Genomic DNA, 21,475 nt, shown 5'->3' on the forward strand with positions numbered 1-21,475 from the left:
TAGGAGGGTCATGACGAAAGCATTCTCGCGGCTGCTCCTGATCATTTGCCTGCTGGGCGCGTCGGCGACGGCGCAAGCGGGCGACGCAGCTTCCGACAACCCTTTCGAGCGGATCGGGCACATCGTCGTCATCGTCGTGGAGAATCGCAGCTTCGACCACGTCTTTGGCCTCTTTCCCGGCGCCGAGGGGCTCGAGGGCGCCCGTCGCGCCAATCCTCAGATCGACCGGGACGGCCGTCCGCTTCCCTATCTTCCAGGCCTGGACACGCAGCAGGCCAACGCCCCCTTTCTGCTGGAAGGTCCGCTCGCCGGGCCGGAAAAAATCGATCCGATCCACCAGTTCTACGTCGAACAGGAGCAGATCAACGGCGGCCGAATGGATCGCTTCGTAGAGGCCTCCAACGCTGGCGGGCTCGTGATGGGCTATCGTGACGCCAGAGGCTCACGGCAATGGCGCCTCGCCCAGGACTTCACGCTGGCCGACCATTTCTTCCACCCTGCGTTCGGGGGCTCGCTGCTCAATCATTTTTTCCTCGTCTGCGCCTGCGCGCCGCTCTATCCCAACGCGCCAGACAAGCTCGTTGCGCAGCTTGATGGAGAGGGGCGCCTCGCCCGAAAGCAGACGTCGCCGAAGAGCGCGCTGGACGGCGTTCCGCACTGGCGCAACGTCGGCAAGGTCACGCCGGACGGTTTCGCGGTCGGCACCTTCCTGCCCTTCGCGCCGCTCGCGGGCGATCAGGCGGAGGGCGAAGTCCTGCCGGCGCAAACCGCGCTGACCATCGGGGACAGGCTGAGCGAGAAGGGAATCAGCTGGGCCTGGTACGCCGGCGGCTGGGCCGACGTCGTGTCGGGGCGCAGCAAGCCGTATTCGGGTTCCGACAACTTTCAAATTCACCACCAGCCGTTCATTTATTTCCAGAATTTCGGCCCGGGGACGCGGGCGCGCGCCGAACATCTCAAGGACGAGGCGGATTTCCTGGAGGACGCCCGAAAAGGGACGCTGCCGCCGGTGTCATTCTACAAGCCGGTGGGCCGCTACAACGAACATCCGGCCTATGCGGCTTTCGACGCGGGCGACGCGCATCTGGGCGAAATCGTTGACCAGCTCCGGGCCAGCCCGAACTGGAGCGATATGCTGATCGTCGTGGTCGCGGACGAGAATGGGGGGTTCTGGGACCACGTCGCCCCGCCGCGAATCGATCGTTTCGGGCCTGGGACGCGCGTTCCTGGGCTCCTGATTTCTCCCTTTGCGCGCAAGGGCTTCGTGGACAAGACCGTCTATGACGGAACCTCGATCCTGCGCACCATCGAGGTCCGCTTCGGCCTGGCGCCGCTCACGGCGAGAGACGCGGCGGCGGCGGATTTTCGCAACGCGCTCGAACCGCTCGGCCAATAAAGTCATTGACAGATCGCCGCAGTCCTGTCGGCGGGGCGGCTGCACGTGGCGCCACATATTTGGCGCCCGCTCGCCCATTCTGGGTCCAATGACAGATAAAATCAGGGAAATCAGCAAGTTCGCAGAGAGTCGCCGTCTTCCGCAGGCGCCGCTTAACCTACCCGTTAAGACAGTTTATAACCAACCCACTGGGGTTGTTATTACTATTCGATAGACAGCATTTTGCTATACCAAGGGATATTGTCATTATGCTGGTGAGGGGGAATGGTTGGGCCACGCTAAACGGGGTTTTCTGGGCTGTTCCCTTAGGGTGGCCTAGTGGGCTTTGTTTAGGCGGCGACGTCGGTGTTCGTCCGATAACAACAAGCGGCAGGATTGGATGTTCGGTCTTTCGGGAAATTTTTCTGAAGGCTGCATGTCCGATGGCCGCGTCAAGAAAGGGCGGTATGGCGTGGGGCGACCTTTAGGGGGCCCTGCCTAACGTTTTAAGACAAACGAGGACGAAGCAGCTCTGTTCTGGGAGGCGGAGCGATACCGGTCACGCGCATATCCCTGGGAGCACATAGGAGGAGTTAATATGGCTTCGACGACGAGCGCAGCTGCTGGCGCAGCTGCTGAGGTACAAATAGTCGATCTTCGCGGAATGTGGATCGGCCTTGCGGTCCTCAACATCTTCTATCTGATCGTGCGCATTTACGAGCAGGTCTACGGCTGGCGCGCTGGCCTGGATTCGTTCGCGCCGGAGTTCCAGACCTACTGGATGTCGATCCTTTGGACCGAGATCCCGCTGGAGCTGGTCTCTGGTCTGGGCCTTGCGGGCTATCTCTGGAAGACCCGCGACCGCAACGTCGACGCGGTGACGCCGCGCGAAGAGATGCGCCGCCTGGTGGTTCTGGTTCAGTGGCTTGTCGTTTACGGCATCGCCATTTACTGGGGCGCGTCGTTCTTCACGGAGCAGGACGGCACCTGGCACATGACGGTGATTCGCGACACGGACTTCACGCCGTCGCACATCATCGAGTTCTACATGAGCTATCCGATCTATTCGGTGATCGCGGTTGGCGCGTTCTTCTATGCGAAGACCCGCATTCCGTATTTTGCTCATGGCTACTCGCTGGCGTTCCTGATCGTCGCCATCGGCCCGTTCATGATCATCCCGAACGTTGGCCTGAACGAGTGGGGCCACACCTTCTGGTTCATGGAAGAGCTGTTCGTCGCTCCGCTGCACTGGGGCTTCGTGTTCTTCGGCTGGATGGCCCTGGGCGTCTTCGGCGTCGTGCTGCAGATCCTGATGCGCATTCATGCGCTGATCGGCAAGGAAGGCGTCGCCCTCCTGACCGAGTAATCGGACAAAGGCCGCCCGCGCCCGGTTGGCGCGGGCGGACGGTTCCGGCGGGATTTTCGCTTACACCACTGACACGAGAAGGCTTTTGATCTGCCGTGACTTTCGGCGGGGGCTGGTTTTTCGTGTCGCGGCTCGGGGGGTTCGCCCCCGGCTCGGGAAGGGGAAGGTTTCGCGGCGCACGTTTCGCGTTGCGCAAAAGAAAACCGAACGCGGGCGTTTCGAGAGGGCGCATCGGGTTTGGACGCGGGTCCGGGGCTTTCGTTCCGTCCTGCGGCAAAAAGAAAGCTCGGAGCCCACGATGGCTTTCCGAGAAACACCAAGGAGAAGAGTGATGTCACAATCGAAAAGCGGGGGGGCGGTCGGTCCGTTCAACTCCGTCGCCGAGGCGGCGGGTTGCGTTCAGACGACGGACTGGATGCTTCTTGTGTTGCTGTTTTTCGCCGTTCTGGGCGGCTATCACGTCCACTTCATGCTGACGGCGGGCGACTGGGACTTCTGGGTTGACTGGAAGGATCGTCGTATGTGGCCGACGGTCGTGCCGATTCTGGGCGTGACCTTCTGCGCGGCGTCGCAGGCTTTCTGGTGGGTGAACTTCCGTCTGCCGTTCGGCGCGGTGTTCGCGGCTCTCGGCCTCCTGATTGGCGAGTGGATCAACCGCTACGTCAACTTCTGGGGCTGGACCTACTTCCCGATCAGCCTTGTGTTCCCGTCCGCTCTGATCGTTCCGGCGATCTGGCTCGACGTGATCCTGCTTCTGTCGGGCTCCTATGTGATCACGGCGGTTGTCGGTTCGCTGGGCTGGGGTCTGCTGTTCTACCCGAACAACTGGCCGGCGATCGCCGCCTTCCACCAGGCGACCGAGCAGCATGGTCAGCTGATGACCCTCGCCGACCTGATCGGCCTCCACTACGTCCGCACGTCGATGCCGGAATACATCCGCATGGTCGAGCGCGGCACGCTGCGCACGTTCGGTAAGGACGTTGTGCCGGTTGCGGCGTTCTTCTCGGGCTTCGTCTCGATGATGGTGTATTTCCTGTGGTGGTTCATGGGTCGCTGGTATTCCACGACCAAGGTCATCGACTCCATCTAATGCGGGCTGGGCCGCGGTTTTGAAACGGGTCGCGGCCTGTCTCGAAGAGGAAAAGAACGCAAGTCCGCATGCGGCCGGGTCGACGATTTGGCTTCACGGCTTGCGAGGAAAAAAGTCGGCTGGCGCGCGAGGCGCCGGCCGGAAGAGGAACCTGGGAGGTTTGTTCATGAAAAAGCTAGTCAAGCTCGCCGCCATTGGCGCGGCGGCTGCTGTGGCGGCGACGCTTGGAGCGGTTGCTCCGGCTTCGGCGCACGGCGAGAAGTCGCAGCAGGCGTTCCTTCGCATGCGCACGCTGAACTGGTATGACGTTCAGTGGTCGAAGACGACGGTCAACGTCAACGAGGACATGGTTCTGTCCGGCAAGGTCCACGTCTTCTCGGCGTGGCCGCAGGCGGTCGCCAATCCGCGCGTGTCGTTCCTGAACGCCGGCGAGCCCGGCCCGGTTCTGGTTCGCACGGCGCAGTTCATCGGCGAGCAGTTTGCGCCGCGTTCGGTGTCGCTGGAGATCGGCAAGGATTACGCCTTCTCGATCAACCTGCGCGGCCGTCGCGCGGGCCGTTGGCACGTCCACGCCCAGATCAACGTTGAAGGCGGCGGTCCGATCATCGGCCCCGGCCAGTGGATTGAGATCAAGGGCGACATGAAGGACTTCACCGACCCGGTGACGCTCCTCGACGGGTCGACCATTGACCTCGAGCACTACGGCATCAGCCGCGTTTATGCGTGGCATCTGCCGTGGATGGCGGTTGGCGCCGCCTGGATCCTGTTCTGGTTCATCCGGAAGGGCATCATCGCGTCCTACGTCAAGGTCGCGGAAGGCCGTCCTGATGACGTCATCGGCGATGACGACCGTCGTATCGGCGCGATCGTTCTCGCTTTGACGATCCTGGCGACCATCGTCGGCTACGCCGTGACGAACTCGACCTTCCCGCGCACGATCCCGCTTCAGGCCGGCTTGCAGAAGCCGCTGACGCCGATCGAGACGGAAGGCACGGCTGGCGTGGGCAAGGAGCAGGTGACGACCGAGCTGAACGGCGGCGTCTACAAGGTTCCGGGCCGTGAGCTGACGATCAACGTGAAGGTGAAGAACGGCACGTCTCAGCCGGTGCGCCTCGGCGAATACACCGCCGCTGGCCTGCGCTTCCTGAACCCGTCGGTGTTCACCTCGAAGCCTGACTTCCCGGACTACCTGCTTGCCGACCGCGGCCTGTCGAACGACGACACGATCGCGCCCGGCGAGTCGAAGGAGATCACGGTGAAGATCCAGGACGCGCGTTGGGACATCGAGCGTCTGTCTGACCTGGCTTACGACACCGACAGCCAGATCGGCGGCCTGCTGTTCTTCTTCACGCCCGACGGCAAGCGCTTCGCGGCTGAAATCGGCGGCCCGGTGATTCCGAAGTTCGTCGCCGGCGACATGCCCTGAGCGAACAACGATCGCTAACCTAAAAAAGCCGGCCGGATCGAAAGATCCGGCCGGTTTCGCTTTGGCCCCACGGGCAGGCGCTGTCTTGCTCAATATCAATCGGTGCGTCCTTTAGACGCAAATTGCGTCAAGGCTTTTTGCTCGCGCCAACGCCTGTTTTGGATGCAAAGTAGCGCCCGGAGATCGACGACCTCGCGCATGCGAGGTCTCGCTGAAAAGGGACGCTTAGGCTAAGGAAGACTGCGAGCGGCGCGGTCTGGTGCGCCGGGGATTGGCCGCCTGCCGGTATGGCCCGAGCTGACGGCCAGACAAAACTGCGTCGGAAAAAAAGGCGCAGGGAAAGAATCGAGGGATGGAAATGATGAATTGGCGTAGCCTTGCCGCCGCCATGTTTGGCGCCGTTCTTTCGCTCAGCGTCGGTCAGCCTGCGCGGGCCGAGGGCGGCGCGGGGCCGGAAGCCATGTCCATGGGAAACATGTGCATGGTCATGTTCGGTTATGACATGATCCACATCACCGTCTTCCAGCCCGACAAGTCGCGCAGCGAGTATTGCAGCGAAATTCCGGCGACGGGCCGCACGATCATGGTCTTCGACATCGAGACGCCGGCTTTCCGCGATCTGCCGCTCGAACTGCGCATCATTCGCGATCCGCTGACGCCGATCACCAAGGACACGGATCTCGAACCGCTGACCGAGCTGCATCTGCCGGCCAAGAAATATACCAAGGGCACGTTCAGCCTGGAGCATAACTTCGCGAATAACGGCCACTATATCGGCCTCGTCACACTCACGCGCGAGAACGGCCAGCAGGAAACCGAGCAGTTCAAATTCATGGTCGGCGAGACGCTTTGGGCCTGGGTGCCTCAGATCGCCGGCACGGTGCTCATCGCCGGCATGGTCTTCGTCTATTGGAAGCACACGCATCCTTCGTCGAAGAAGAAGGAGAAGGAGCCCGCCGAGCCCGTTGCGTCTTGACGTTCGACGCAATCGAAATCATCTCGAAGACAACCAAAAAAGCAAAAGAGGCTCGGCGCCTCGGGGGAAATGTCATGAAGGGAATGGGTAGCTTGTCTCGTCGCCTTTCCGGCCTTCTAGCGGGAGGCGCGTTGGCCGTCCTCGTCGGCGCGGCGCCGGCTCTTGCGCATTCCTTCCTTGTCGAAGCGACGCCGTCGTCGAAGGACCACGTTGCGACCTCGCCCAAGACGATCAAGCTGCGCTTCGGCGGCGGCGTCGAGCCGAAATACTCGAAGCTGACGGTCGAGAATGCGGAGGGCAAGGTTCTTGGGGAGGGGGCGATCGGCGCCCCCGACAAGCCGCGCGAACTCTCGATGGAGTCCCCTGAACTGGCCCCCGGGAAATATGTCGTGCGCTACCGGGTGCTGTCGACGGACGGGCACGTTGTCGAAGGCAACTACGAATTCACAGTCGATCCCAAGTAAGGCGCGCAACCTTTGACGGCGGCGAATGGCGCCCGCGCTGACGGGCGCGCGGCTCGCCGCTACCCTTCGCGTGATCGACGGCTTTCTGTCTGAAGTGGGCGGAAAGGGCCAGGAGCGAGAACCGAACGATGTATCTTTCTCTCGCATTCATTCGCTTCCTCGAAAGCCTGCCGTCGGCTTTGGCCGTCGGCTTGCTGCTGATGCCGCGTCTGATCGGCGAAGACGGCGGGCGGTTCAAAGTTCCGGTCGCAGCGGCGGCCGTGTTCCGGGCGCTGCTCGGCTTCGCGCTGCTGTATCTCATCGCGCGCGCGATCGTCCCGGCGGAACGGCCGATCGACTCCGCTCTGCTCTGGGAGTTCACATTCGGCACGAGCGTCGGCAAAGCTTGGGTGTTTACCCAGCTCGTCGCTTTTGCCTTCGCGGGGCTCGCCGTCGCACGGCTGTTCGTCGCTTCCGATCTTCTCGACCGCATTACGCTGTGGACGGGCGTCGGCGTCCTTGCCGTCGTCTCGGTCACCGGCCATGCGATCGACGACGGTCTGCCCGTTTGGACGCAGGCGAGCTTCCTTTTGCACACGGCGGCGGGTCTCACGTGGCTCGGGGGCCTTCTCGGCCTGATCTGGTGGATGTTCACCGCGCACAAGAAGCCTCCGGAAGTGGCCGCGCGGCTCGCTGAACGCTGGTCGCTGGTCGCGAAGGTCGCCGTCGGGCTCGTGGCGGTGACGGGCGTCGCCATGGCCTATGAGAACGTCGGCAGCGTTCCGAACATGCTTGCGACGCCTTATGGGCGACTGCTGACCCTGAAGCTTCTCTTGCTTTGCGCCGTGTTGCTGTGCGCGCTCGCCATCGTGCGCTACATGCACAGCCGCCCGGCGGGCGACGGCTTCAATGTCGACTGGGTCGGAAAGGTCGGTAGTCTCGAGGCGGTCTTTGGCCTCGGCCTCCTGGCGATCGCCGGTTACATTGCGGTGATCACGCCGGCCTCCCATGAAACGAATATCTACTGGCCTCTGCCCTTCCGCCTCTCCTATATCGCGACCTGGGGCCAGAAGCCGGCGTTCCCCTCGCCGATCTGGTGGTGGGCAATCGCCGCCGTTGTGCTGGCGGCCGTCGCGGCGCTGCTCTGGTGGACCCCGGCGACGCGTGAGAAACGCCTTTACGCCACGCCGGCCGTGACGATCGCCGCGCTGTTTTGTCTGGCCGTGTCCTTTTCGACGGAAGCCTACGTCGATACCTACAATGATCCGACGCAGGATTTCACGGCCGAGTCAGTTGCGCGCGGCATGGCGGCGTTTCAGGACAATTGCGTCGCCTGCCATGGTCCGATGGGCGAGGGCAACGGTCCCATGTCCAAGGACCTCAAGAACGCGCAGGGCGTGAAAGTCGACCCCGCGGACCTGACGGCGCCCCATGTCGGCACCCATACGATCGGCGACATCTTCCATTGGCTGACCTTTGGCGGCCAGAGCGGGGTCATGCCGAGCTTCAGCCATGTGCTCGACGTCGACGATCGCTGGGACATGATCAATTATCTTCTCATGCTCTCGAGCACCAATCGCTCGCGCTTCATCGCCCCGCAGGCGATGATTCAATGGCTCATCGCGCCGGATTTCGCTTTGATCGATCCGAGGGAAGAGGTCACCACTTTCTTCAAGCTGCGCGGCAAGCCGACGCTCCTTTCCTTCGCGCGCTGCACCGCGACCGGCGACGAGAAAAAGGAACTCGACGCCAGTCTTCTCAAAGCGGCCGAAGCGGCCAAAGCCGCCGGGGCGAATCATGTGACGGTCTATACCGGCGACTGCCCCGCGGCGGCCAAGGCGCGGGAAGCGCTGCACCCCGCGGCGGTGGAGAAGGCCTATTCGATCATCAACCGCTACCCGAACGTGCCCTACACGAGCGAGATCGCGCAGGCGCATTTTCTGATCGACCGCTCGGGTTATGTGCGCGCGCGCTTCAAGCAGTTCGGCGAGGACGACGGCAGCGCCACGCAACTTGCCGCACAGGCGGCGATGATGGCGCAGGAGCCCATCGTGGAGATCAACCTGCACTCGCACTAAAAGCGCAGGATTTCTAAGCCGGCTGAGCAGCCGGCTTTTTTCAGGGAGAGAAAAATGGTGATCAGGCGGCGTGATCTTTTGGCGTCCGGCGGCTCATTGCTCGCCGGCGCGGCTCTCGGTTTCATTCCGGCGCGGTCGGCGCTGGCCCATGAGTATGACGTCGGCAAGCTCAAGGTTGAGCATCCCTGGCTGCGCGCCCCCGCCGATGGCGAGAAGAACGCTTCCTTCTACGCGTTCCTGCATAACGCCGGCGATACGCCCGACAAGCTCGTCGCAGTGAAGGTCGAGAAATTCGGCAAGGCCGTCGTTCACGGCGACGCGAAAAATCTCGAGCTCGAGACGCCGGTGGTCCTGCCGCCGAAGTCGAAGGTCACCTTGGCGCCGGGCGGCGTTTATGTCGCGCTGCTCGACGCGAAAAAGCATCTCGAAATCGGCTGGGGCCTGGAAATGACGCTCGTTTTCGAGAAGGCCGGCGAAGTCGTCGTCGACGCCGCAATCGATGCGCCGGACGCCAAGCACGCGCATGACGCCGAAGCCATGGAGCGCTGGGAGAAGGCTCACAATAAAGACACCTCCGGGCCGAAGGAAAGCGCCGGCCACGAAGCGCATCATGGCCATGAGGGCCACCACCATTCGGAGAAGCCCGAAGGCGCGAAATAGACGGGCGCGAGGCCCGGGCGCATTTCAGCGCTCGGGCGCCACACGTCCCGAAGCGCGAGGGGCGCTCATGCGCGTTCGCCGACAATCCCGCCGGCGGCCATGCGAGGCAAAAACGCAAAACGCGCGCCGTAGGCGCGCGTAGCGGAGCGTTGTTCTCGTTGGATCAGTGGTCGACGCTAACGAGCCGTCCCGTAAACTGCGCCTGATCGGCAACCGGCGACGCATTCTGCGTAGGGTTGATCGGCAGGGCAAAGCCAAGAATGAAGGCGGCGAGCGCCATGGCTGCGACAAGAAGAATTGAAACGCGGAATTGACGACGGGCTGACTCGCGGTCGAAACTGCGCGAATACGCGGGCTCAATTTGGTCGTCGAACTTATCAACGAGCGACATAGTCAGTCTTCCTCTCGGCTAAAACGCCCTTTTTCTCCCACCGCGGCGGCCTCCCTAAAACCGACGCGGCCCAGGCTCGACCCCCTCCGGTCTTTGCCTTTGCTCGGGTAACTATCAACAAGCCAAAAAGTTGCATCGGCAGCTCAAAAATTCATAAAAAATTAACTTTTTTTCACTTCAGAGTTAACGGACGGCGACGCGGATCACTCAAATTGCAACTTTTGCGGGTTGGCAGACGCGCAGCCGGACCGACCATCGGGCTGTTTTTCCTCGACGAAAACATAGCGGATCGTCACGACAAGGAGCGCGACGACGGCGACGACACCCAGCGGCGCCGCCAGCAGCGTCGCAAGCGGGCGGGCGAAGAGCGGCGCGCCATAGACGAGGGCGAGCGCTGACTTTTCGTAAGGGCGAAACCCGTTCTCGAGCCCGTGCGCCAGCAGCAAGGCGATGGCCGGCGCCAGCGCCATCATGTCGTAATCGAGCGAGTAGGGCGTCGCGAGGAACAGGGCGGCGATCACGCCGGCGGCTTTGACGCGCGCGTCGGCCCCGGATCGCAGCAGGGCGAGAACCGCCGCCACGGCGCAAACGGCTACGAGCCCCTGCCAGAACCAGGCAGCCGGCACGCTCCCGCCGATCAGTCGAACGGCGGCGAAGACGCTCTGGATCTTCTCGAAGCCGGTCGCCCCCTGTTCGACAATGGCGCGGGTGAAGCCGAGGCTGTCATAGAAGGCGCGCCAACTGGCGACGCCGAAGGCGGCGATGCTCGCCGCGGTCATCAGCGCAATGGATGCAGCGGCGCCTGCGAGGGCGCGCCCGTGACGGCCGACGAGCAATGCGAGCGGCAGCAGCAGCGCAAATTGCGGCTTATAGGCGAGCAGGCCGAAAAGCGCGCCGGCGACGGCGGCCCGCCGCTCCAGAAGATGAAATCCGCCGCCGAGCAGGGCGGCGGTAAGGAAGCCGTTCTGCCCGTGACCCAGATTGACGAAGACGGCAGGGAAGGCGAGGGCGGCGACGACCACGGCGCGTCGGCTCAGGCCGGATCCATCCAGCAGCAAGAGGATCGCAATCAGATAGAGCGCAAGGGTCGAGAACTGCCAAACGGCGAGCGCCTGGAGATAGGGCAGGCGCGCGAGCAGCGCCGCCACGCCGAGGAAATAGGGCGGATAGTGCCAGCCGAAGACGCCTGTGTCCGGTCCGAAGGCGGCGCGCTGGGCGGCTGCATGACGCGCGATGTCGAAGGGCGCCTCGGGATGCCCGGCCAGCGCCTCCTTACCGGCGACCCACACCTGGCTGAAGTCGGCGCCGAGCGGCAGATCATTGGGCCCGATCCCGCCCCGGGAGGTGGCCACGGCGACGACGGCGGCCCCCACGGAAAACGTCAGCAGAACGAGCGGATAGGTTTTCAGCCGCTCCGGCGTCGCCCAGTCTCCATCGCGCAGCGTCGCCAACATCGCTCCCTCCTCCACCTTCAGCGTGACTTTGCAGGAATAACGGAAGGCGGTTTAATGGGAGGCGCCGACACGCGGGCTTGACCTGCGGATTTTCATTGCCGGGCGGCGGTCCGCAAATTATGGTGCGACGCACACTCCCCCTAACGGAATGAACGGCAATGACCTTCCTCGCCCACGCTCTCTCGCGCGTCAAACCCTCCGCCACGATCGCCGTGACGCAGAAGGCGCGCGACCTCAAAGCGCAGGGCCGGGAGGTGATCAGCCTCTCGGTCGGCGAGCCCGACTTCGACACGCCCGAACACATCCGCAACGCCGCCAAGGCGGCGATCGACCGCGGCGAGACGCGCTACACGCCCGTGCTCGGCATCCCGCCGCTGCGCGAGGCCGTGGCGCGCAAGTTCAAGCGCGAGAACGGGCTGGACTACAAAGCCTCGGACACGATCGTCGCGACCGGCGGCAAGCACATTCTGTTCAACGCCTTCCTCGCCACGATCAACCATGGCGACGAGGTGATCGTCACGGCCCCCTATTGGGTGAGCTATCCGGAAATGGTCGCCATCTGCGGCGGCAAGACGGTCTTTGTCGACACGAAAATGGAAGACGGCTTCAAGCTTCAGCCGGAAGCGCTCGAGGCCGCCATCACGCCCAAGACCAAATGGCTCGTGCTGAACTCGCCGTCCAACCCGTCCGGCGCTGCCTATAGCCACGACGAGATGAAGAAGGTGACGGACGTGCTGCTGCGCCATCCGCAGGTGCATGTGCTCACCGACGACATTTACGAGCATCTCGTCTACGGCGACTTCAAATTCGTGACGCCCGCGCAGGTCGAGCCCAGTCTGATGGATCGCACGCTGACCATGAACGGCGTCTCCAAGGCCTACGCCATGACCGGCTGGCGCATCGGCTACGCCGCCGGGCCGAGCCAGCTCATCAAGGCCATGGACCTTTTGCAGGGTCAGCAGACCTCCGGCGCGTGCTCGATCGCGCAATGGGCGGCGGTCGAGGCGTTGGACGGGCCGCAGGAGCATCTGGGCGCCTTCCGCAAGGCGTTTCAGGAACGGCGCGACCTGGTGGTGTCCATGCTCAACCAGGCGAAATTTCTGCAGTGCCCGACCCCGGAGGGCGCCTTCTATGTCTTCCCCTCCTGCGCCGGCGCTATCGGCCGCAAGGCCCCGAGCGGCAAGGTGATCGCAACGGACGAGGATTTCGTCACCGAGCTCCTGGAGGCGGAGGGCGTCGCCGTCGTGCATGGCTCGGCCTTCGGGACGGGCCCCAATTTCCGCGTTTCCTACGCCGCCTCGGCGCTGACGCTGGAAAAGGCCTGCGCGAAGATCCAGTCTTTCTGCGCGAGCCTGACATAAAGGGCGCCGCCCCCTCCCTCTAGGCCCTGCACAAGCGGGAGAGGGTGGGGCGCTCTCCACGCTTTACCCGCTTCCTCCCCGCGCCTTAGAATAAAGAAAAAGCGCAGGCCCCCGATCTGCGCCGCGGAGGGACGTCGCCATGACCCTTTTTCTGCTTATCGTGCTTGCGGGTTTGAGCGCGCTGATCGCCTATGTCTCGCTTCAGCCCAACACCTTCCGCATTGCGCGCTCGGCCGTGATCGACGCGCCGCCGGAGCGCATCTATCCGCTCATCAACGACCTGCATCATTGGGAGCGCTGGTCGCCCTGGTCGAAACTCGACCCCGCCCAGATCGTCGCCTACGACGGCTCGCCGCTCGGCGCCGGCGCCGTCATGTCCTGGTCCGGCAACAGCAAGGTCGGCGCAGGAAAGATGAAGATCGCCGAGAGCAGCCAGAATGAACGAATTCGCATCAAGATCCAGTTCCTGAAGCCGATGAAGGCGATCCACGACGTCCAGTTCGACTTGAAGCCCATCGACGAGACGCGAACGGAAGTGGTCTGGACCATGTCCGGCAAGAATGAGTTCATGGCCAAGGCGGTGCACGCCTTCATGAACATGGACCGGGCGGTCGGCGGCCAGTTCGAGCAGGGCCTCGCCAATCTGAAAACGCTTGTGGAAGCTCCGGCCGAAGCATAGCTCTGTGCGAGTCGGGACGCCATCTCGACTTAAGGAGCTATCATAATGAGACATTTGCTAATGGCCGGACTTGCAGCCGCGACTTTCGCCGCGACATTGACGATCGAGCCGCGCGAGGCGGGCGCTGTCGTGTGTGCGGCGGGACCCTATCGCGCCGGCTGCGCCGGCTATCGCGGCGCCGCGGTTGTTCGCCGCCCTGTCGCCCCGGCGCGCGTTTGCCGCACGATGTGGGTCCGTGGGGTCCGCCGGACGGTTTGTAGCTAAATTTTGGCGCGCGGCAGGTCCTGCCGCCGCGCGCATGCCTTGCAACGCGCCAGGCTTACTTGGCGGCGTCCAACATTTCCTCGACATGTTCCCAATTGACCAGATGGTCGAGGAAGGCCTTCAGATAGTCGGCGCGGCGGTTGCGGTAGTCGATGTAATAGGAGTGCTCCCACACGTCGGCCACGAGCAGCGGCTGCGCGCCGTGGACGATCGGATTTTCCGCGTTCGGCGTCTTGCGGATGGCAGCCTTGCCGTCCTTGAGTTCGAGCCACACCCAGCCTGAGCCGAACTGGCCAAGGCCTTCCTTCTGAAATTCTTCCTTGAACTTGTCGAAGGAGCCGAAGGAATCGACGATGAGCTTCTCGATCCTGGCGGGCGCCGCGCCGCCGCCATTCGGTTTCATCCACTTCCAGTAATGGTGGTGATTGTAGTGCTGCGCGACATTGTTGAAGATCGGCGTGTTCTTGCCGAAGGAGCCGACGATCACGTCCTCGATGGGCTTGCCCTCGAACTCCGTGCCCTTGATCAGATTATTGGCGTTCGTGACATAAGTCGCGTGATGTTTGTCGTGATGATACTCAAAGGATTCGCGCGACAAATAGGGCTGAAGGGCGTCGTAAGCGTAGGGGAGATCTTCAAGCGTGAAGGACATCAATCGTCTCCTGACAGAAACGGGACTCGCTGGCCCCGCGTTTAACTAGACCCGGCGCCATTGCGCGGCAATAAGCAATAACGAGTCCTCGACGGCAGGCGCGGCAAGCAAAATGGCCCGGCGCGGGCCGGGCCATCGAAGAGGCGCAGGATTTCGTTTCGGGATCAGGCCGGAGCGTTCGCCGCTTCAACCGACTTGTTGGACTTGGCGCGCAGCGCCAGCCACATGACGCCGACCAGCGAGAAGAAGGCGACCCCGTAGAGGATGTATTCGAGCATCCCCCAGAAGGTGTAGAGCCCCACCGTAAAGGGGAACTGCGACACCCATTCATTGCCGAGATCGTCCCGAACTGTCACGATCGCGACATAGCGACCGGAATCCTTGAAATCATGTTCGAAGGTCATGATCCCGTTGCGATAGACCTTCGGCTCATAATGAGCGACGGTCAGCGCCTCGAGATTATCCTTGGCCACAGGCGCGCCCGTGTCTTTCACGATGCGGGCGCCGATCGCCATATCGCGCAGCTCCGGAGAGACCGCGGTCAGAGCGATGACGGTTGGACCCGTCTGGGCGATGTCCTGGCAGAATTCCTGCTCCTCGCCCGAGCGCTGATAGCCAATGAAATGCATGGTGCTCGGACCAACGCGCATCACGCATTCGTCCTGCTCCAGTTTGACGCCGCCATGCGCCTGCGCCCCGCTGGGCAGGAGGCCGAAAGCAGAGACAAAACCAAACGCCGCAGCCAAGAGGCCGCGCCGAAACAAACCCTTCATGCTCGTCTCCTCATCAAGACATGATTCTGGCCGTGTGGTCCGGCGGCTCCCACGCCGCCGCCCGCCGCTCTTCCAGCCGTTGACAAGAGCTTTGTATTGCGACCACGTTTTACTATGCGGCATCGAGCCGCACTCTTCATGTGTATTTCAAGATTTTGAATTTGTTCAGCTTTGAGTAAGCCGGAGGGGACGCTTCCCAAGATCGAGACGCTACATATTGAATCTGAGCGGCCAAAACCCCATATATATAGAAAACGCGTCGGTCGCAGCGTCGCCGTGGACAATTGTAGACGAAAGTAATTCTTACATCCTTTTGCCCTATAATTCTCGGGATTGTGCGTTTCCGTAATTGTCATGTTAAAAAGCGATGCGACTGCGCAATCCAAGGCCGCTGAGGCGACTCTGCGGGGGATTGGCCAGCAGGGCGCTAAATTAGCGACGGAAGGGATATGACGCGCAATCTGTCCGGTTGGGACGTGACCGTTGGCGGCCTGCTGCTTGCCGGCGCCGGCGCTTATGCGATGTGGACGGGCTGGGACATGATCCTGCTGGAACGCGGCTGGAGCATGTTCATCGCCGGCGCGGTGGCCATCTCTGGAGGCGTGGTGACAATGGCGCTCGGACGCGTCGTCGCGCATCTGGCGCGCATCGCTCCGGCGACGGCGCACTTGACGGCGCTGCCCGCCGTCGCTGCAAGCCCCGCGCCCGTCGCCATGGCGGAACCGTCGCAAAATGGGCGCGAGGAAGCGCCGCCGGAGCAGGCGGTCGCGGAAGAGAAGGCCGCAGTCAGCGCGGCCGCCAAGGCCGCGCCTTCGAAGCCGCCACTGGTTAAGCCCTCGCCTTCCAAGCCGCCGCTCGCCAACCAGCCGCTCGCGAAACCGCCGTCATCCAGACCGCCGCTCTCCAAGCCGCTTGCAAAGCTCGTCGAGACGCAGATCGCCGCGCGCGACGACGACAAGCCGGCCAAGGCCGAAGGAGCGCCGCTGCGCCCTGCGTCGCCGCCGCCGCGGTTCGTCGTTCCGCCCTCGGGCGCAGCGCAGCCCGATGAGCGGGCGGTCGGCTCAAAATCAGAGACTCAACCGCCAGATTTCGCCGCGCTGCTGAATCCGCAACAGCACGCGGAGCCAAAAGCCGAGCCCGCCGCCCCGCCGTCTGAGGTCGACCGTTATACGGCGGGAGACGCGACGTATGTCATGATGTCCGACGGTTCGGTCGAGGTGCACAGCGCCGAGGGCGTACAGCGTTATCCGTCGCTTGCGGCGTTGAAGGCGGATACGACGCTTCGCCAGCGCTAGGCGTTGGCGCTCTTGCCCCAGATCAGGAACAAGCCGGCGTCTCCCGGCAGCCCGTCGGGAAAATCGATGATCTGCGCCGCAATCTTGAAGCCGCGCGGATGAAGCTCGTTGCGCCAGCGTCGATAGACGTCCGCCGGCTCGCCGCGTAACGTCTCGGGCCAATGCAGGTCCGGCGCGTTGATCGCCCGGCCGCCGTCGACGCAAAGCTGCGCGGGAAAACGAATGAGCATGTATTCGGTCAGTCCGCTCTGCGCCGCCGCGCGCGCCTGAGAGAGCATCCCCCGCCATTGCGCGTCGGTGAGGCGGCGCGCCGCGAGCTCACGAATGCGCTGTTCGCGTAAGGCCGTGGCGGCCCTGTGCTGCTCGATGCGCTCGATTGCGATCTGACGCTCATGCGCGCCGACGAGCTCGCGAAACTCCGAGGCGCTCACAATGTCGCAGAAGGCTGGCTCCGGCTGCGTCTTGGCGAGCGTCGGCCTGTCCGCGTGCCCGGCGGCCTTGGCGATGGCTTCCAGCACCGCGCGATGCAGCAAAAGACCGACGAGCTTGTGCCCTTCGACGACGGGCATGCGCTTGAGGCGGTGCGCCGCCATGATCCGTTCGACCTCGGCGATGCGCGCGTCGCTGGGCACATAGATCGGCGGCGCGGTCATGATCTCGCGCAGCGCCGCGCCATTGCCGTGGAACGGCGCCTTCGGCCGGTTACGCAGCAGAAAGGGCGGGATCGGCCCGAGATCGACGGGGAGCGCCGGAAGCGCTTTTTCGAGGTTGCTGCGCGTGACGATGCCGATCGGCGTGAGATCGTCGTCGACGACCGGCACCACGCCGACGGACGACTCGGCGAGCGCTTTTGCGACATAATCGACGTCTGCGTCGGCCGTCACATAGACGAAGCGGCGCTGCATGAGGTCGCAAGCAATCATTCGGGTCCCCGCATGGTCCCCACTTATTCTGACAGTTCAATCGTTACCGGAACATGATCGGAGGGGCGCTCCCAGCCGCGCGCTTCGGTGCGCACGTCGAGCCGCTGCAGCGCGCCGCCGAGCGCTTCGCTGACAAGGATGTGATCGAGGCGCCGACCGCGATTGGACGCCGCCCAATCCGCCGCGCGATAGCTCCACCAAGTGTAGAGCTTCTCATCGGACGGCACGAAATGGCGCATGGCGTCGATCCATTTGCCGGCGCGAAACACCTTTTCGAGTTTCTCGACTTCGACCGGCGTGTGGCTCACGACTTTTAGTAGCGCCTTGTGACTCCAAACGTCATGTTCGAGCGGCGCGATGTTGAGGTCGCCGACGAGCGCGACGCGCCCCTTGGCCGCGCCATCCGCGCCCCAGCTCGTCATCTCGTCGAGGAAACTCAGTTTGTGGGCGAATTTCGGATTGACCTCGACGTCGGGCTCGTCGCCGCCGGCCGGGACGTAGAAATTATGCAGCGTGATCGGACCGCCCTGGCTCTCTATCTCGACCGCGATATGACGCGCGTCACCCTTTTCGCAGAAGTCGCGCTTCTCGACGAGGCGCAGCGGCTTCGTCGAAATCACGGCGACGCCGTGATAGCCCTTCTGGCCGTTGATCGCGGCGTGTTTGTAGCCCAGCGAGGCGAAGTCCTTCATGGGAAATTCGGCGTCGCGGCACTTCGTCTCCTGAAGGCAGAGGACGTCGGGGGCGGCGGTCTTCAGGAAATGCGCGACGAGCGGCATGCGCAGACGCACGGAATTGATGTTCCAGGTCGTGATCTTCAACGCTGTCAGGCCTTGCTTTTGTCGCCGAAGAGAAACGGCGCGACGTCTTTGACGCCGGGCTGCTTCTCCGTGACGAAGGGAGTGGGACGGCACACCGCCATGGCGGAGAGGCCGACGCGCGCGGTCAGCAGGCCATTGAGCACGCCCTCGCCGAGTTTCGCCGAGAGACGCGCGGCGATTCCATGCCCGAGCACCTGCTGAAGAAGCGTGTCGCCGACCGCGACCGAGCCGGTAATGGCAAGATGCGCGCCGACGGAGCGCAGGAGTTTGAAGAAGCCAAGCAGGCCCGGGCGACCGCCGTAAATTTCCGCAATGCGCCGCATGAGCACGATCGCCTGTCCGGCGACGAAGATCACGTCGAGCACGGCGCGCGGGCTCACGGCGGTGACGACCGAGACTCGCTTCGCCGCGGCGGCGATTTCCCGTCGCGCCTGTCCGTCGAGCGGCGCGACGAGATTGCGCTCGGCGAGATCGATGAGGTCTTTGCCGTCGATGATCTGCTTGCCGTAGTCGCCCATGAGCGCGCGCGCCCGCGCGAGATCGGGGCGGCGCTCATAGAGCGCGCACAGCTCCTTCACATGGACGCGCGCCGCATCGGCGTCGTTTGCGGCGCGCGCCTGGGCCAATGCGGCGTGCAGCTTCGCCACGCGATTTTGCAGCATGATCGAGCGGGCTTCGCGCGCAAGGAAGACGAGCGCGGCGAAAAGGGCGGCGATCGCCAGCGCAAGGCCGATCGTGCCGAGCAGAGTGGAGTGGCGGAAGAGATCCTCAACGAGATTCCACGCCCAAACGCTGACCGCCAGAGTGAGGAGGCCGCTGAGCGCAGACAGAAACATGCCGCCTGGCGAGAGAATGAAGCGGTCGAGCACGCCCTTTGCGCGCGCCTCCGCGACGGCCGCCTCGCCGCCCGGCGCGCCTTCGACGAGTTCGACGGCCTCGGCGAAAACGTCGACCTCCGGTTCGATGACCTCGGGCGCAGGCTTCGAGGTGACGGTCTCGTCGCCGCTCAGGCGGAAGGCGCGCGGGCGGGGTCTGCGTTCTGGATTGCGCTCGACATTGCGCTCTGACTCGCTCATGTGCTCCGGTCCCGATTTTCGTGATCCCCCTTTAGCAGCTTTAGGCCGCGAAGCGGGAGCGTCATGATGACTTCTTTGAAAAACGCTTGTCTGCCAACCGCGGTTTGGCCAAGGAAGAAGGCGGCGGCGGCTTTGCCCAGGGGCGCTTGTTGCGGTCCGGTCAAGCCTCCGCTAGCATCCGCCGCGCTGTGCCGGCGTGTCTCGAAGAGCAGAGCTAAGCGTTTCCGTCATGATCTCCTTCCTGCCCGACGTCCTCGCGCTCGCCATTGGCTATCTTCTCGGCTCGATTCCCTTCGGCCTGCTGCTCACCCGCGGCGCCGGCACGACGGATCTCCGCGCCATCGGCTCCGGCAACATCGGCGCGACCAATGTGTTGCGCACCGGCCGCAAGGATCTCGCCGCCGCGACTCTGCTGCTCGATGCGCTCAAGGGAACGGCCGCCGTGCTGATCGGCGCGCAGCTCTCGCCCGAAGGGGCCGTGATCGCCGGCTTTGCGGCCTTCGTCGGACATGTCGCGCCGGTCTGGCTGAAGTTCAAGGGCGGAAAGGGCGTCGCCACCTTCCTCGGTTGTCTCTTCGGCCTCTATTGGCCGGCAGGGCTCGCCTTCTGCGGCGTCTGGCTCGCCGTCGCGGCGGCGACCCGCTATTCGTCGCTTTCTGCGCTCGTCGCCAGCGCCGCCGCGCCGCTCGTGCTCTTCACGGTTGGGCGGGGCGGCGAGGCCTTCGTCGTCGCGGCCATGGCCGCTTTGCTGTGGCGCAAGCACGCGGAAAACATCGCACGGCTGCGCGCCGGGACAGAGAGCCGGATAGGGCAGAAGGCATGAACGCAGGATCGGGCGCCTCCCTGAGCGACGAGCAGCTCGTCGACTGGCTCCGCCTGATCCGCAGCGAAAACATTGGCCCGCGCACTTTTCGGGAGCTGATCAACCGCTTTGGCGGCGCCCGCGCGGCGCTCGAAGCTTTGCCCGAACTCGCCAGGAAGACGCTGCGCGGCCGCACGATCCGCATCGCCGAGCGCGACGAGGTCCTACGTGAGATCGACGCAGCGACCGCCATGGGCGTGCGCTTCGTCACGACGGGCGATCCCGGCTACCCGCCGCTGTTGCGGCAGATTCACGATGCGCCGCCGGTGCTTTCGCTGCGCGGCGGCGCGGCCCTGGCGCAGCGCGACGCGGTCGCGCTCGTCGGCTCGCGCAACGCCTCGGCGGCGGGGCTCGCCTTCGCCGAGCGGTTGGCGCGCAGCCTCGGGCGCGCGGACTATGTGGTCGTCTCCGGCCTGGCGCGCGGCGTCGACGCCGCCGTGCATCGCGCCAGTCTGGAGACGGGAACGATTGCCGTGCTGGCCGGCGGACAGGCGCGGCCCTATCCCGCCGAGCATGAGCGGCTCGTCGCCGAAATTGCCGCGCAGGGGCTGCTCGTCTCCGAAATGCCGCTCGAATGGGAGCCGCGCGGGCGCGATTTTCCGCGACGCAACCGCATCATCTCAGGCCTGAGCCGCGCGACTGTGGTCGTCGAGGCGGCGCGCCGATCCGGCTCGCTGATCACGGCGCGATTCGCCAATGAGCAGGGGCGGGAGGTGTTCGCCGTGCCCGGGTCGCCGCTCGATCCGCGCGCGGAAGGGACGAACGATCTTCTCCGCCAGGGGGCGACGCTCTGCGCCAGGCCCGAAGACGTGCTCGACTCGCTGGCCGCAGGCGGTCCCGTGACTCCGGGCGCGCTATCCGACGAAGCGACGATCGGCGAAGACGTCGAACCCTTGTTCGACGAATTGGACCTCTTTCCCGTCCAGGGCATTTTCGCGTTCGAGGAGAGCGGGCCGGAGGAGTCCGGCTTCGTCTCGGCCGGCTCTGAAGCGGCCGAACGGCCGTCCCGGCCCCCACCAGCGGAAAACGCCCGGGAGATTCTTCTGGAGTTGCTTGGCCCCGCGCCCGTTCCTGTGGACGAACTGATCCGGATGGCCGGTCTTCCCGCCCGCGACGTGCACGGGGCCTTGATGGAGCTTGATCTCGATGGCCGTCTCGAGCGGCACGGGCCCAACGCCGTCTCGCTCCTCTACGCCGCGGGCGCGGGCCCTACGTCTCGCGGCGAATGACCGGGCCGCCCATCTCACGGGCGCGGATTTCGGCCTCGACGCGCGCCAGATTGAGAAAATAGGCGACCATCTCGAGGTCCGCGCCCGCCGCCAGTTGGGAGAGCTCCGACGACATATCGGCAATGTAACTCGCCATGGCCGCGGCGTCCTCCTCGGCGCGACGCGCGAGGACGGGGGGTTTGGCTTTGCGCGCCTGCGACGGCGTGGCGGCTGGTCGGGCCATGAGGCGTGTCTCCGTCAATCTGGGTCTTCCGCAGCTTGAACGCAACCGTAAGATGTAT

At 64.1% G+C, this 21,475-nt stretch carries 22 protein-coding genes; 14 read left to right on the plus strand and 8 right to left on the minus strand.

Going from position 1 to position 21,475, the window contains the following annotated elements; translation table 11 throughout:
• The first annotated feature begins 10 nt into the window (after positions 1-10).
• From acpA to RVU70_RS16065, 8 genes are all read left to right on the plus strand, one after another.
• Positions 11-1,396 (plus strand): acid phosphatase, encoded by a 1,386-nt coding sequence (acpA, locus tag RVU70_RS16030; protein WP_363348058.1) that lies wholly within the window; start codon positions 11-13, stop codon positions 1,394-1,396.
• A 577-nt stretch (positions 1,397-1,973) separates the two neighbouring features.
• Positions 1,974-2,741: a bacterial ammonia monooxygenase, subunit AmoC gene (amoC, locus tag RVU70_RS16035; protein ID WP_363345979.1), complete on the plus strand. Its 768-nt coding sequence runs from the start codon at positions 1,974-1,976 to the stop codon at positions 2,739-2,741.
• Positions 2,742-3,072: 331 nt separating this feature from the next.
• Positions 3,073-3,831, plus strand: coding sequence for a bacterial ammonia monooxygenase, subunit AmoA (amoA, locus tag RVU70_RS16040; RefSeq protein WP_363345981.1), 759 nt, complete (start codon positions 3,073-3,075; stop codon positions 3,829-3,831).
• Between the two features lie 166 nt (positions 3,832-3,997).
• Positions 3,998-5,257 (plus strand): bacterial ammonia monooxygenase, subunit AmoB, encoded by a 1,260-nt coding sequence (amoB, locus tag RVU70_RS16045; RefSeq protein WP_363345982.1) that lies wholly within the window; start codon positions 3,998-4,000, stop codon positions 5,255-5,257.
• A 358-nt stretch (positions 5,258-5,615) separates the two neighbouring features.
• On the plus strand, positions 5,616-6,233 hold the full coding sequence (locus RVU70_RS16050) for a hypothetical protein (RefSeq protein ID WP_363348060.1): 618 nt from the start codon (positions 5,616-5,618) through the stop codon (positions 6,231-6,233).
• A gap of 131 nt (positions 6,234-6,364) precedes the next feature.
• The gene (locus RVU70_RS16055) at positions 6,365-6,697 is read left to right on the plus strand and encodes a copper resistance CopC family protein (protein ID WP_363348062.1); all 333 of its coding nucleotides are present in this window, start codon (positions 6,365-6,367) and stop codon (positions 6,695-6,697) included.
• Between the two features lie 128 nt (positions 6,698-6,825).
• The gene (locus RVU70_RS16060) at positions 6,826-8,754 is read left to right on the plus strand and encodes a CopD family protein (protein ID WP_363348064.1); all 1,929 of its coding nucleotides are present in this window, start codon (positions 6,826-6,828) and stop codon (positions 8,752-8,754) included.
• A gap of 54 nt (positions 8,755-8,808) precedes the next feature.
• A complete protein-coding gene (locus RVU70_RS16065) occupies positions 8,809-9,414 on the plus strand; it encodes a copper chaperone PCu(A)C (RefSeq protein ID WP_363348066.1) in 606 nt (201 codons plus the stop codon).
• Positions 9,415-9,577: 163 nt separating this feature from the next.
• Here the strand turns inward: RVU70_RS16065 and RVU70_RS16070 are convergent, their stop codons facing one another.
• Positions 9,578-9,805, minus strand: coding sequence for a hypothetical protein (locus RVU70_RS16070; protein ID WP_363348068.1), 228 nt, complete (start codon positions 9,803-9,805; stop codon positions 9,578-9,580).
• A gap of 203 nt (positions 9,806-10,008) precedes the next feature.
• Positions 10,009-11,259, minus strand: coding sequence for a glycosyltransferase family 87 protein (locus tag RVU70_RS16075; RefSeq protein WP_363348070.1), 1,251 nt, complete (start codon positions 11,257-11,259; stop codon positions 10,009-10,011).
• Between the two features lie 158 nt (positions 11,260-11,417).
• On the opposite strand from RVU70_RS16075, the gene RVU70_RS16080 reads away from it, so the two are divergent.
• The 3 genes from RVU70_RS16080 to RVU70_RS16090 all read left to right on the plus strand — a co-directional run bounded on the left by RVU70_RS16080 (position 11,418) and on the right by RVU70_RS16090 (position 13,563).
• Entirely contained in the window at positions 11,418-12,620 is a 1,203-nt protein-coding gene (locus tag RVU70_RS16080) for a pyridoxal phosphate-dependent aminotransferase (protein WP_363348072.1), read from the plus strand.
• Positions 12,621-12,759: 139 nt separating this feature from the next.
• Positions 12,760-13,299, plus strand: coding sequence for an SRPBCC family protein (locus tag RVU70_RS16085; protein ID WP_363348074.1), 540 nt, complete (start codon positions 12,760-12,762; stop codon positions 13,297-13,299).
• A gap of 45 nt (positions 13,300-13,344) precedes the next feature.
• Entirely contained in the window at positions 13,345-13,563 is a 219-nt protein-coding gene (locus RVU70_RS16090; RefSeq protein ID WP_363348076.1) for a hypothetical protein, read from the plus strand.
• A gap of 55 nt (positions 13,564-13,618) precedes the next feature.
• On the opposite strand, the gene RVU70_RS16095 is transcribed toward RVU70_RS16090, so the two are convergent.
• Positions 13,619-14,215, minus strand: a complete 597-nt coding sequence (locus RVU70_RS16095; protein ID WP_363348078.1) for a superoxide dismutase — start codon at positions 14,213-14,215, stop codon at positions 13,619-13,621.
• A gap of 164 nt (positions 14,216-14,379) precedes the next feature.
• Entirely contained in the window at positions 14,380-14,988 is a 609-nt protein-coding gene (locus RVU70_RS16100) for a hypothetical protein (RefSeq protein WP_363348080.1), read from the minus strand.
• Positions 14,989-15,437: 449 nt separating this feature from the next.
• On the opposite strand from RVU70_RS16100, the gene RVU70_RS16105 reads away from it, so the two are divergent.
• Positions 15,438-16,283 carry a hypothetical protein gene (locus RVU70_RS16105; protein ID WP_363348082.1) on the plus strand — a complete coding sequence of 282 codons (846 nt, stop codon included), beginning with the start codon at positions 15,438-15,440 and terminating at the stop codon, positions 16,281-16,283.
• Here RVU70_RS16105 and RVU70_RS16110 read toward each other — a convergent pair.
• The 3 genes from RVU70_RS16110 to RVU70_RS16120 are packed head-to-tail and all read right to left on the minus strand — an operon-like array spanning position 16,280 to position 19,103.
• Entirely contained in the window at positions 16,280-17,206 is a 927-nt protein-coding gene (locus RVU70_RS16110) for a CBS domain-containing protein (protein ID WP_363348084.1), read from the minus strand. The genes RVU70_RS16105 and RVU70_RS16110 overlap by 4 nt on opposite strands.
• Positions 17,207-17,229: 23 nt before the next feature.
• On the minus strand, positions 17,230-18,027 hold the full coding sequence (gene xth / locus RVU70_RS16115) for an exodeoxyribonuclease III (protein ID WP_363348086.1): 798 nt from the start codon (positions 18,025-18,027) through the stop codon (positions 17,230-17,232).
• A 5-nt stretch (positions 18,028-18,032) separates the two neighbouring features.
• Complete coding sequence (locus tag RVU70_RS16120) at positions 18,033-19,103, minus strand: TIGR01620 family protein (RefSeq protein ID WP_363348088.1); 1,071 nt, start codon at positions 19,101-19,103, stop codon at positions 18,033-18,035.
• Positions 19,104-19,332: 229 nt separating this feature from the next.
• Between RVU70_RS16120 and plsY the strand changes: the two genes are divergently transcribed.
• Both plsY and dprA read left to right on the plus strand, forming a co-directional pair.
• Positions 19,333-19,926: a glycerol-3-phosphate 1-O-acyltransferase PlsY gene (gene plsY / locus RVU70_RS16125; RefSeq protein WP_363348089.1), complete on the plus strand. Its 594-nt coding sequence runs from the start codon at positions 19,333-19,335 to the stop codon at positions 19,924-19,926.
• A complete protein-coding gene (gene dprA, locus RVU70_RS16130; RefSeq protein ID WP_363348090.1) occupies positions 19,923-21,194 on the plus strand; it encodes a DNA-processing protein DprA in 1,272 nt (423 codons plus the stop codon). The genes plsY and dprA overlap by 4 nt, the downstream gene beginning before the upstream one ends.
• Here dprA and RVU70_RS16135 read toward each other — a convergent pair.
• Complete coding sequence (locus RVU70_RS16135) at positions 21,175-21,417, minus strand: hypothetical protein (protein WP_363348091.1); 243 nt, start codon at positions 21,415-21,417, stop codon at positions 21,175-21,177. The two genes, dprA and RVU70_RS16135, sit on opposite strands and share 20 nt — an antisense overlap.
• Between the last annotated feature and the right edge of the window lie 58 nt (positions 21,418-21,475).

Source organism: Methylocystis echinoides, from assembly GCF_040687965.1.
In the GTDB taxonomy this organism is placed as follows: domain Bacteria; phylum Pseudomonadota; class Alphaproteobacteria; order Rhizobiales; family Beijerinckiaceae; genus Methylocystis; species Methylocystis echinoides_A.

Excerpts from the sequence above, each read along its gene's own strand:
- acpA (WP_363348058.1), top strand. The coding sequence starts at position 11 with ATGACGAAAGCATTCTCGCGGCTGCTCCTGATCATTTGCCTGCTGGGC.
- amoC (WP_363345979.1), top strand. The coding sequence starts at position 1,974 with ATGGCTTCGACGACGAGCGCAGCTGCTGGCGCAGCTGCTGAGGTACAA.
- amoA (WP_363345981.1), top strand. The coding sequence starts at position 3,073 with ATGTCACAATCGAAAAGCGGGGGGGCGGTCGGTCCGTTCAACTCCGTC.
- amoB (WP_363345982.1), top strand. The coding sequence starts at position 3,998 with ATGAAAAAGCTAGTCAAGCTCGCCGCCATTGGCGCGGCGGCTGCTGTG.
- RVU70_RS16050 (WP_363348060.1), top strand. The coding sequence starts at position 5,616 with ATGATGAATTGGCGTAGCCTTGCCGCCGCCATGTTTGGCGCCGTTCTT.
- RVU70_RS16060 (WP_363348064.1), top strand. The coding sequence starts at position 6,826 with ATGTATCTTTCTCTCGCATTCATTCGCTTCCTCGAAAGCCTGCCGTCG.
- RVU70_RS16065 (WP_363348066.1), top strand. The coding sequence starts at position 8,809 with ATGGTGATCAGGCGGCGTGATCTTTTGGCGTCCGGCGGCTCATTGCTC.
- RVU70_RS16070 (WP_363348068.1), bottom strand. The coding sequence starts at position 9,805 with ATGTCGCTCGTTGATAAGTTCGACGACCAAATTGAGCCCGCGTATTCG.
- RVU70_RS16075 (WP_363348070.1), bottom strand. The coding sequence starts at position 11,259 with ATGTTGGCGACGCTGCGCGATGGAGACTGGGCGACGCCGGAGCGGCTG.
- RVU70_RS16080 (WP_363348072.1), top strand. The coding sequence starts at position 11,418 with ATGACCTTCCTCGCCCACGCTCTCTCGCGCGTCAAACCCTCCGCCACG.
- RVU70_RS16085 (WP_363348074.1), top strand. The coding sequence starts at position 12,760 with ATGACCCTTTTTCTGCTTATCGTGCTTGCGGGTTTGAGCGCGCTGATC.
- RVU70_RS16090 (WP_363348076.1), top strand. The coding sequence starts at position 13,345 with ATGAGACATTTGCTAATGGCCGGACTTGCAGCCGCGACTTTCGCCGCG.
- RVU70_RS16095 (WP_363348078.1), bottom strand. The coding sequence starts at position 14,215 with ATGTCCTTCACGCTTGAAGATCTCCCCTACGCTTACGACGCCCTTCAG.
- RVU70_RS16100 (WP_363348080.1), bottom strand. The coding sequence starts at position 14,988 with ATGAAGGGTTTGTTTCGGCGCGGCCTCTTGGCTGCGGCGTTTGGTTTT.
- RVU70_RS16105 (WP_363348082.1), top strand. The coding sequence starts at position 15,438 with ATGACGCGCAATCTGTCCGGTTGGGACGTGACCGTTGGCGGCCTGCTG.
- RVU70_RS16110 (WP_363348084.1), bottom strand. The coding sequence starts at position 17,206 with ATGATTGCTTGCGACCTCATGCAGCGCCGCTTCGTCTATGTGACGGCC.
- RVU70_RS16120 (WP_363348088.1), bottom strand. The coding sequence starts at position 19,103 with ATGAGCGAGTCAGAGCGCAATGTCGAGCGCAATCCAGAACGCAGACCC.
- plsY (WP_363348089.1), top strand. The coding sequence starts at position 19,333 with ATGATCTCCTTCCTGCCCGACGTCCTCGCGCTCGCCATTGGCTATCTT.
- dprA (WP_363348090.1), top strand. The coding sequence starts at position 19,923 with ATGAACGCAGGATCGGGCGCCTCCCTGAGCGACGAGCAGCTCGTCGAC.
- RVU70_RS16135 (WP_363348091.1), bottom strand. The coding sequence starts at position 21,417 with ATGGCCCGACCAGCCGCCACGCCGTCGCAGGCGCGCAAAGCCAAACCC.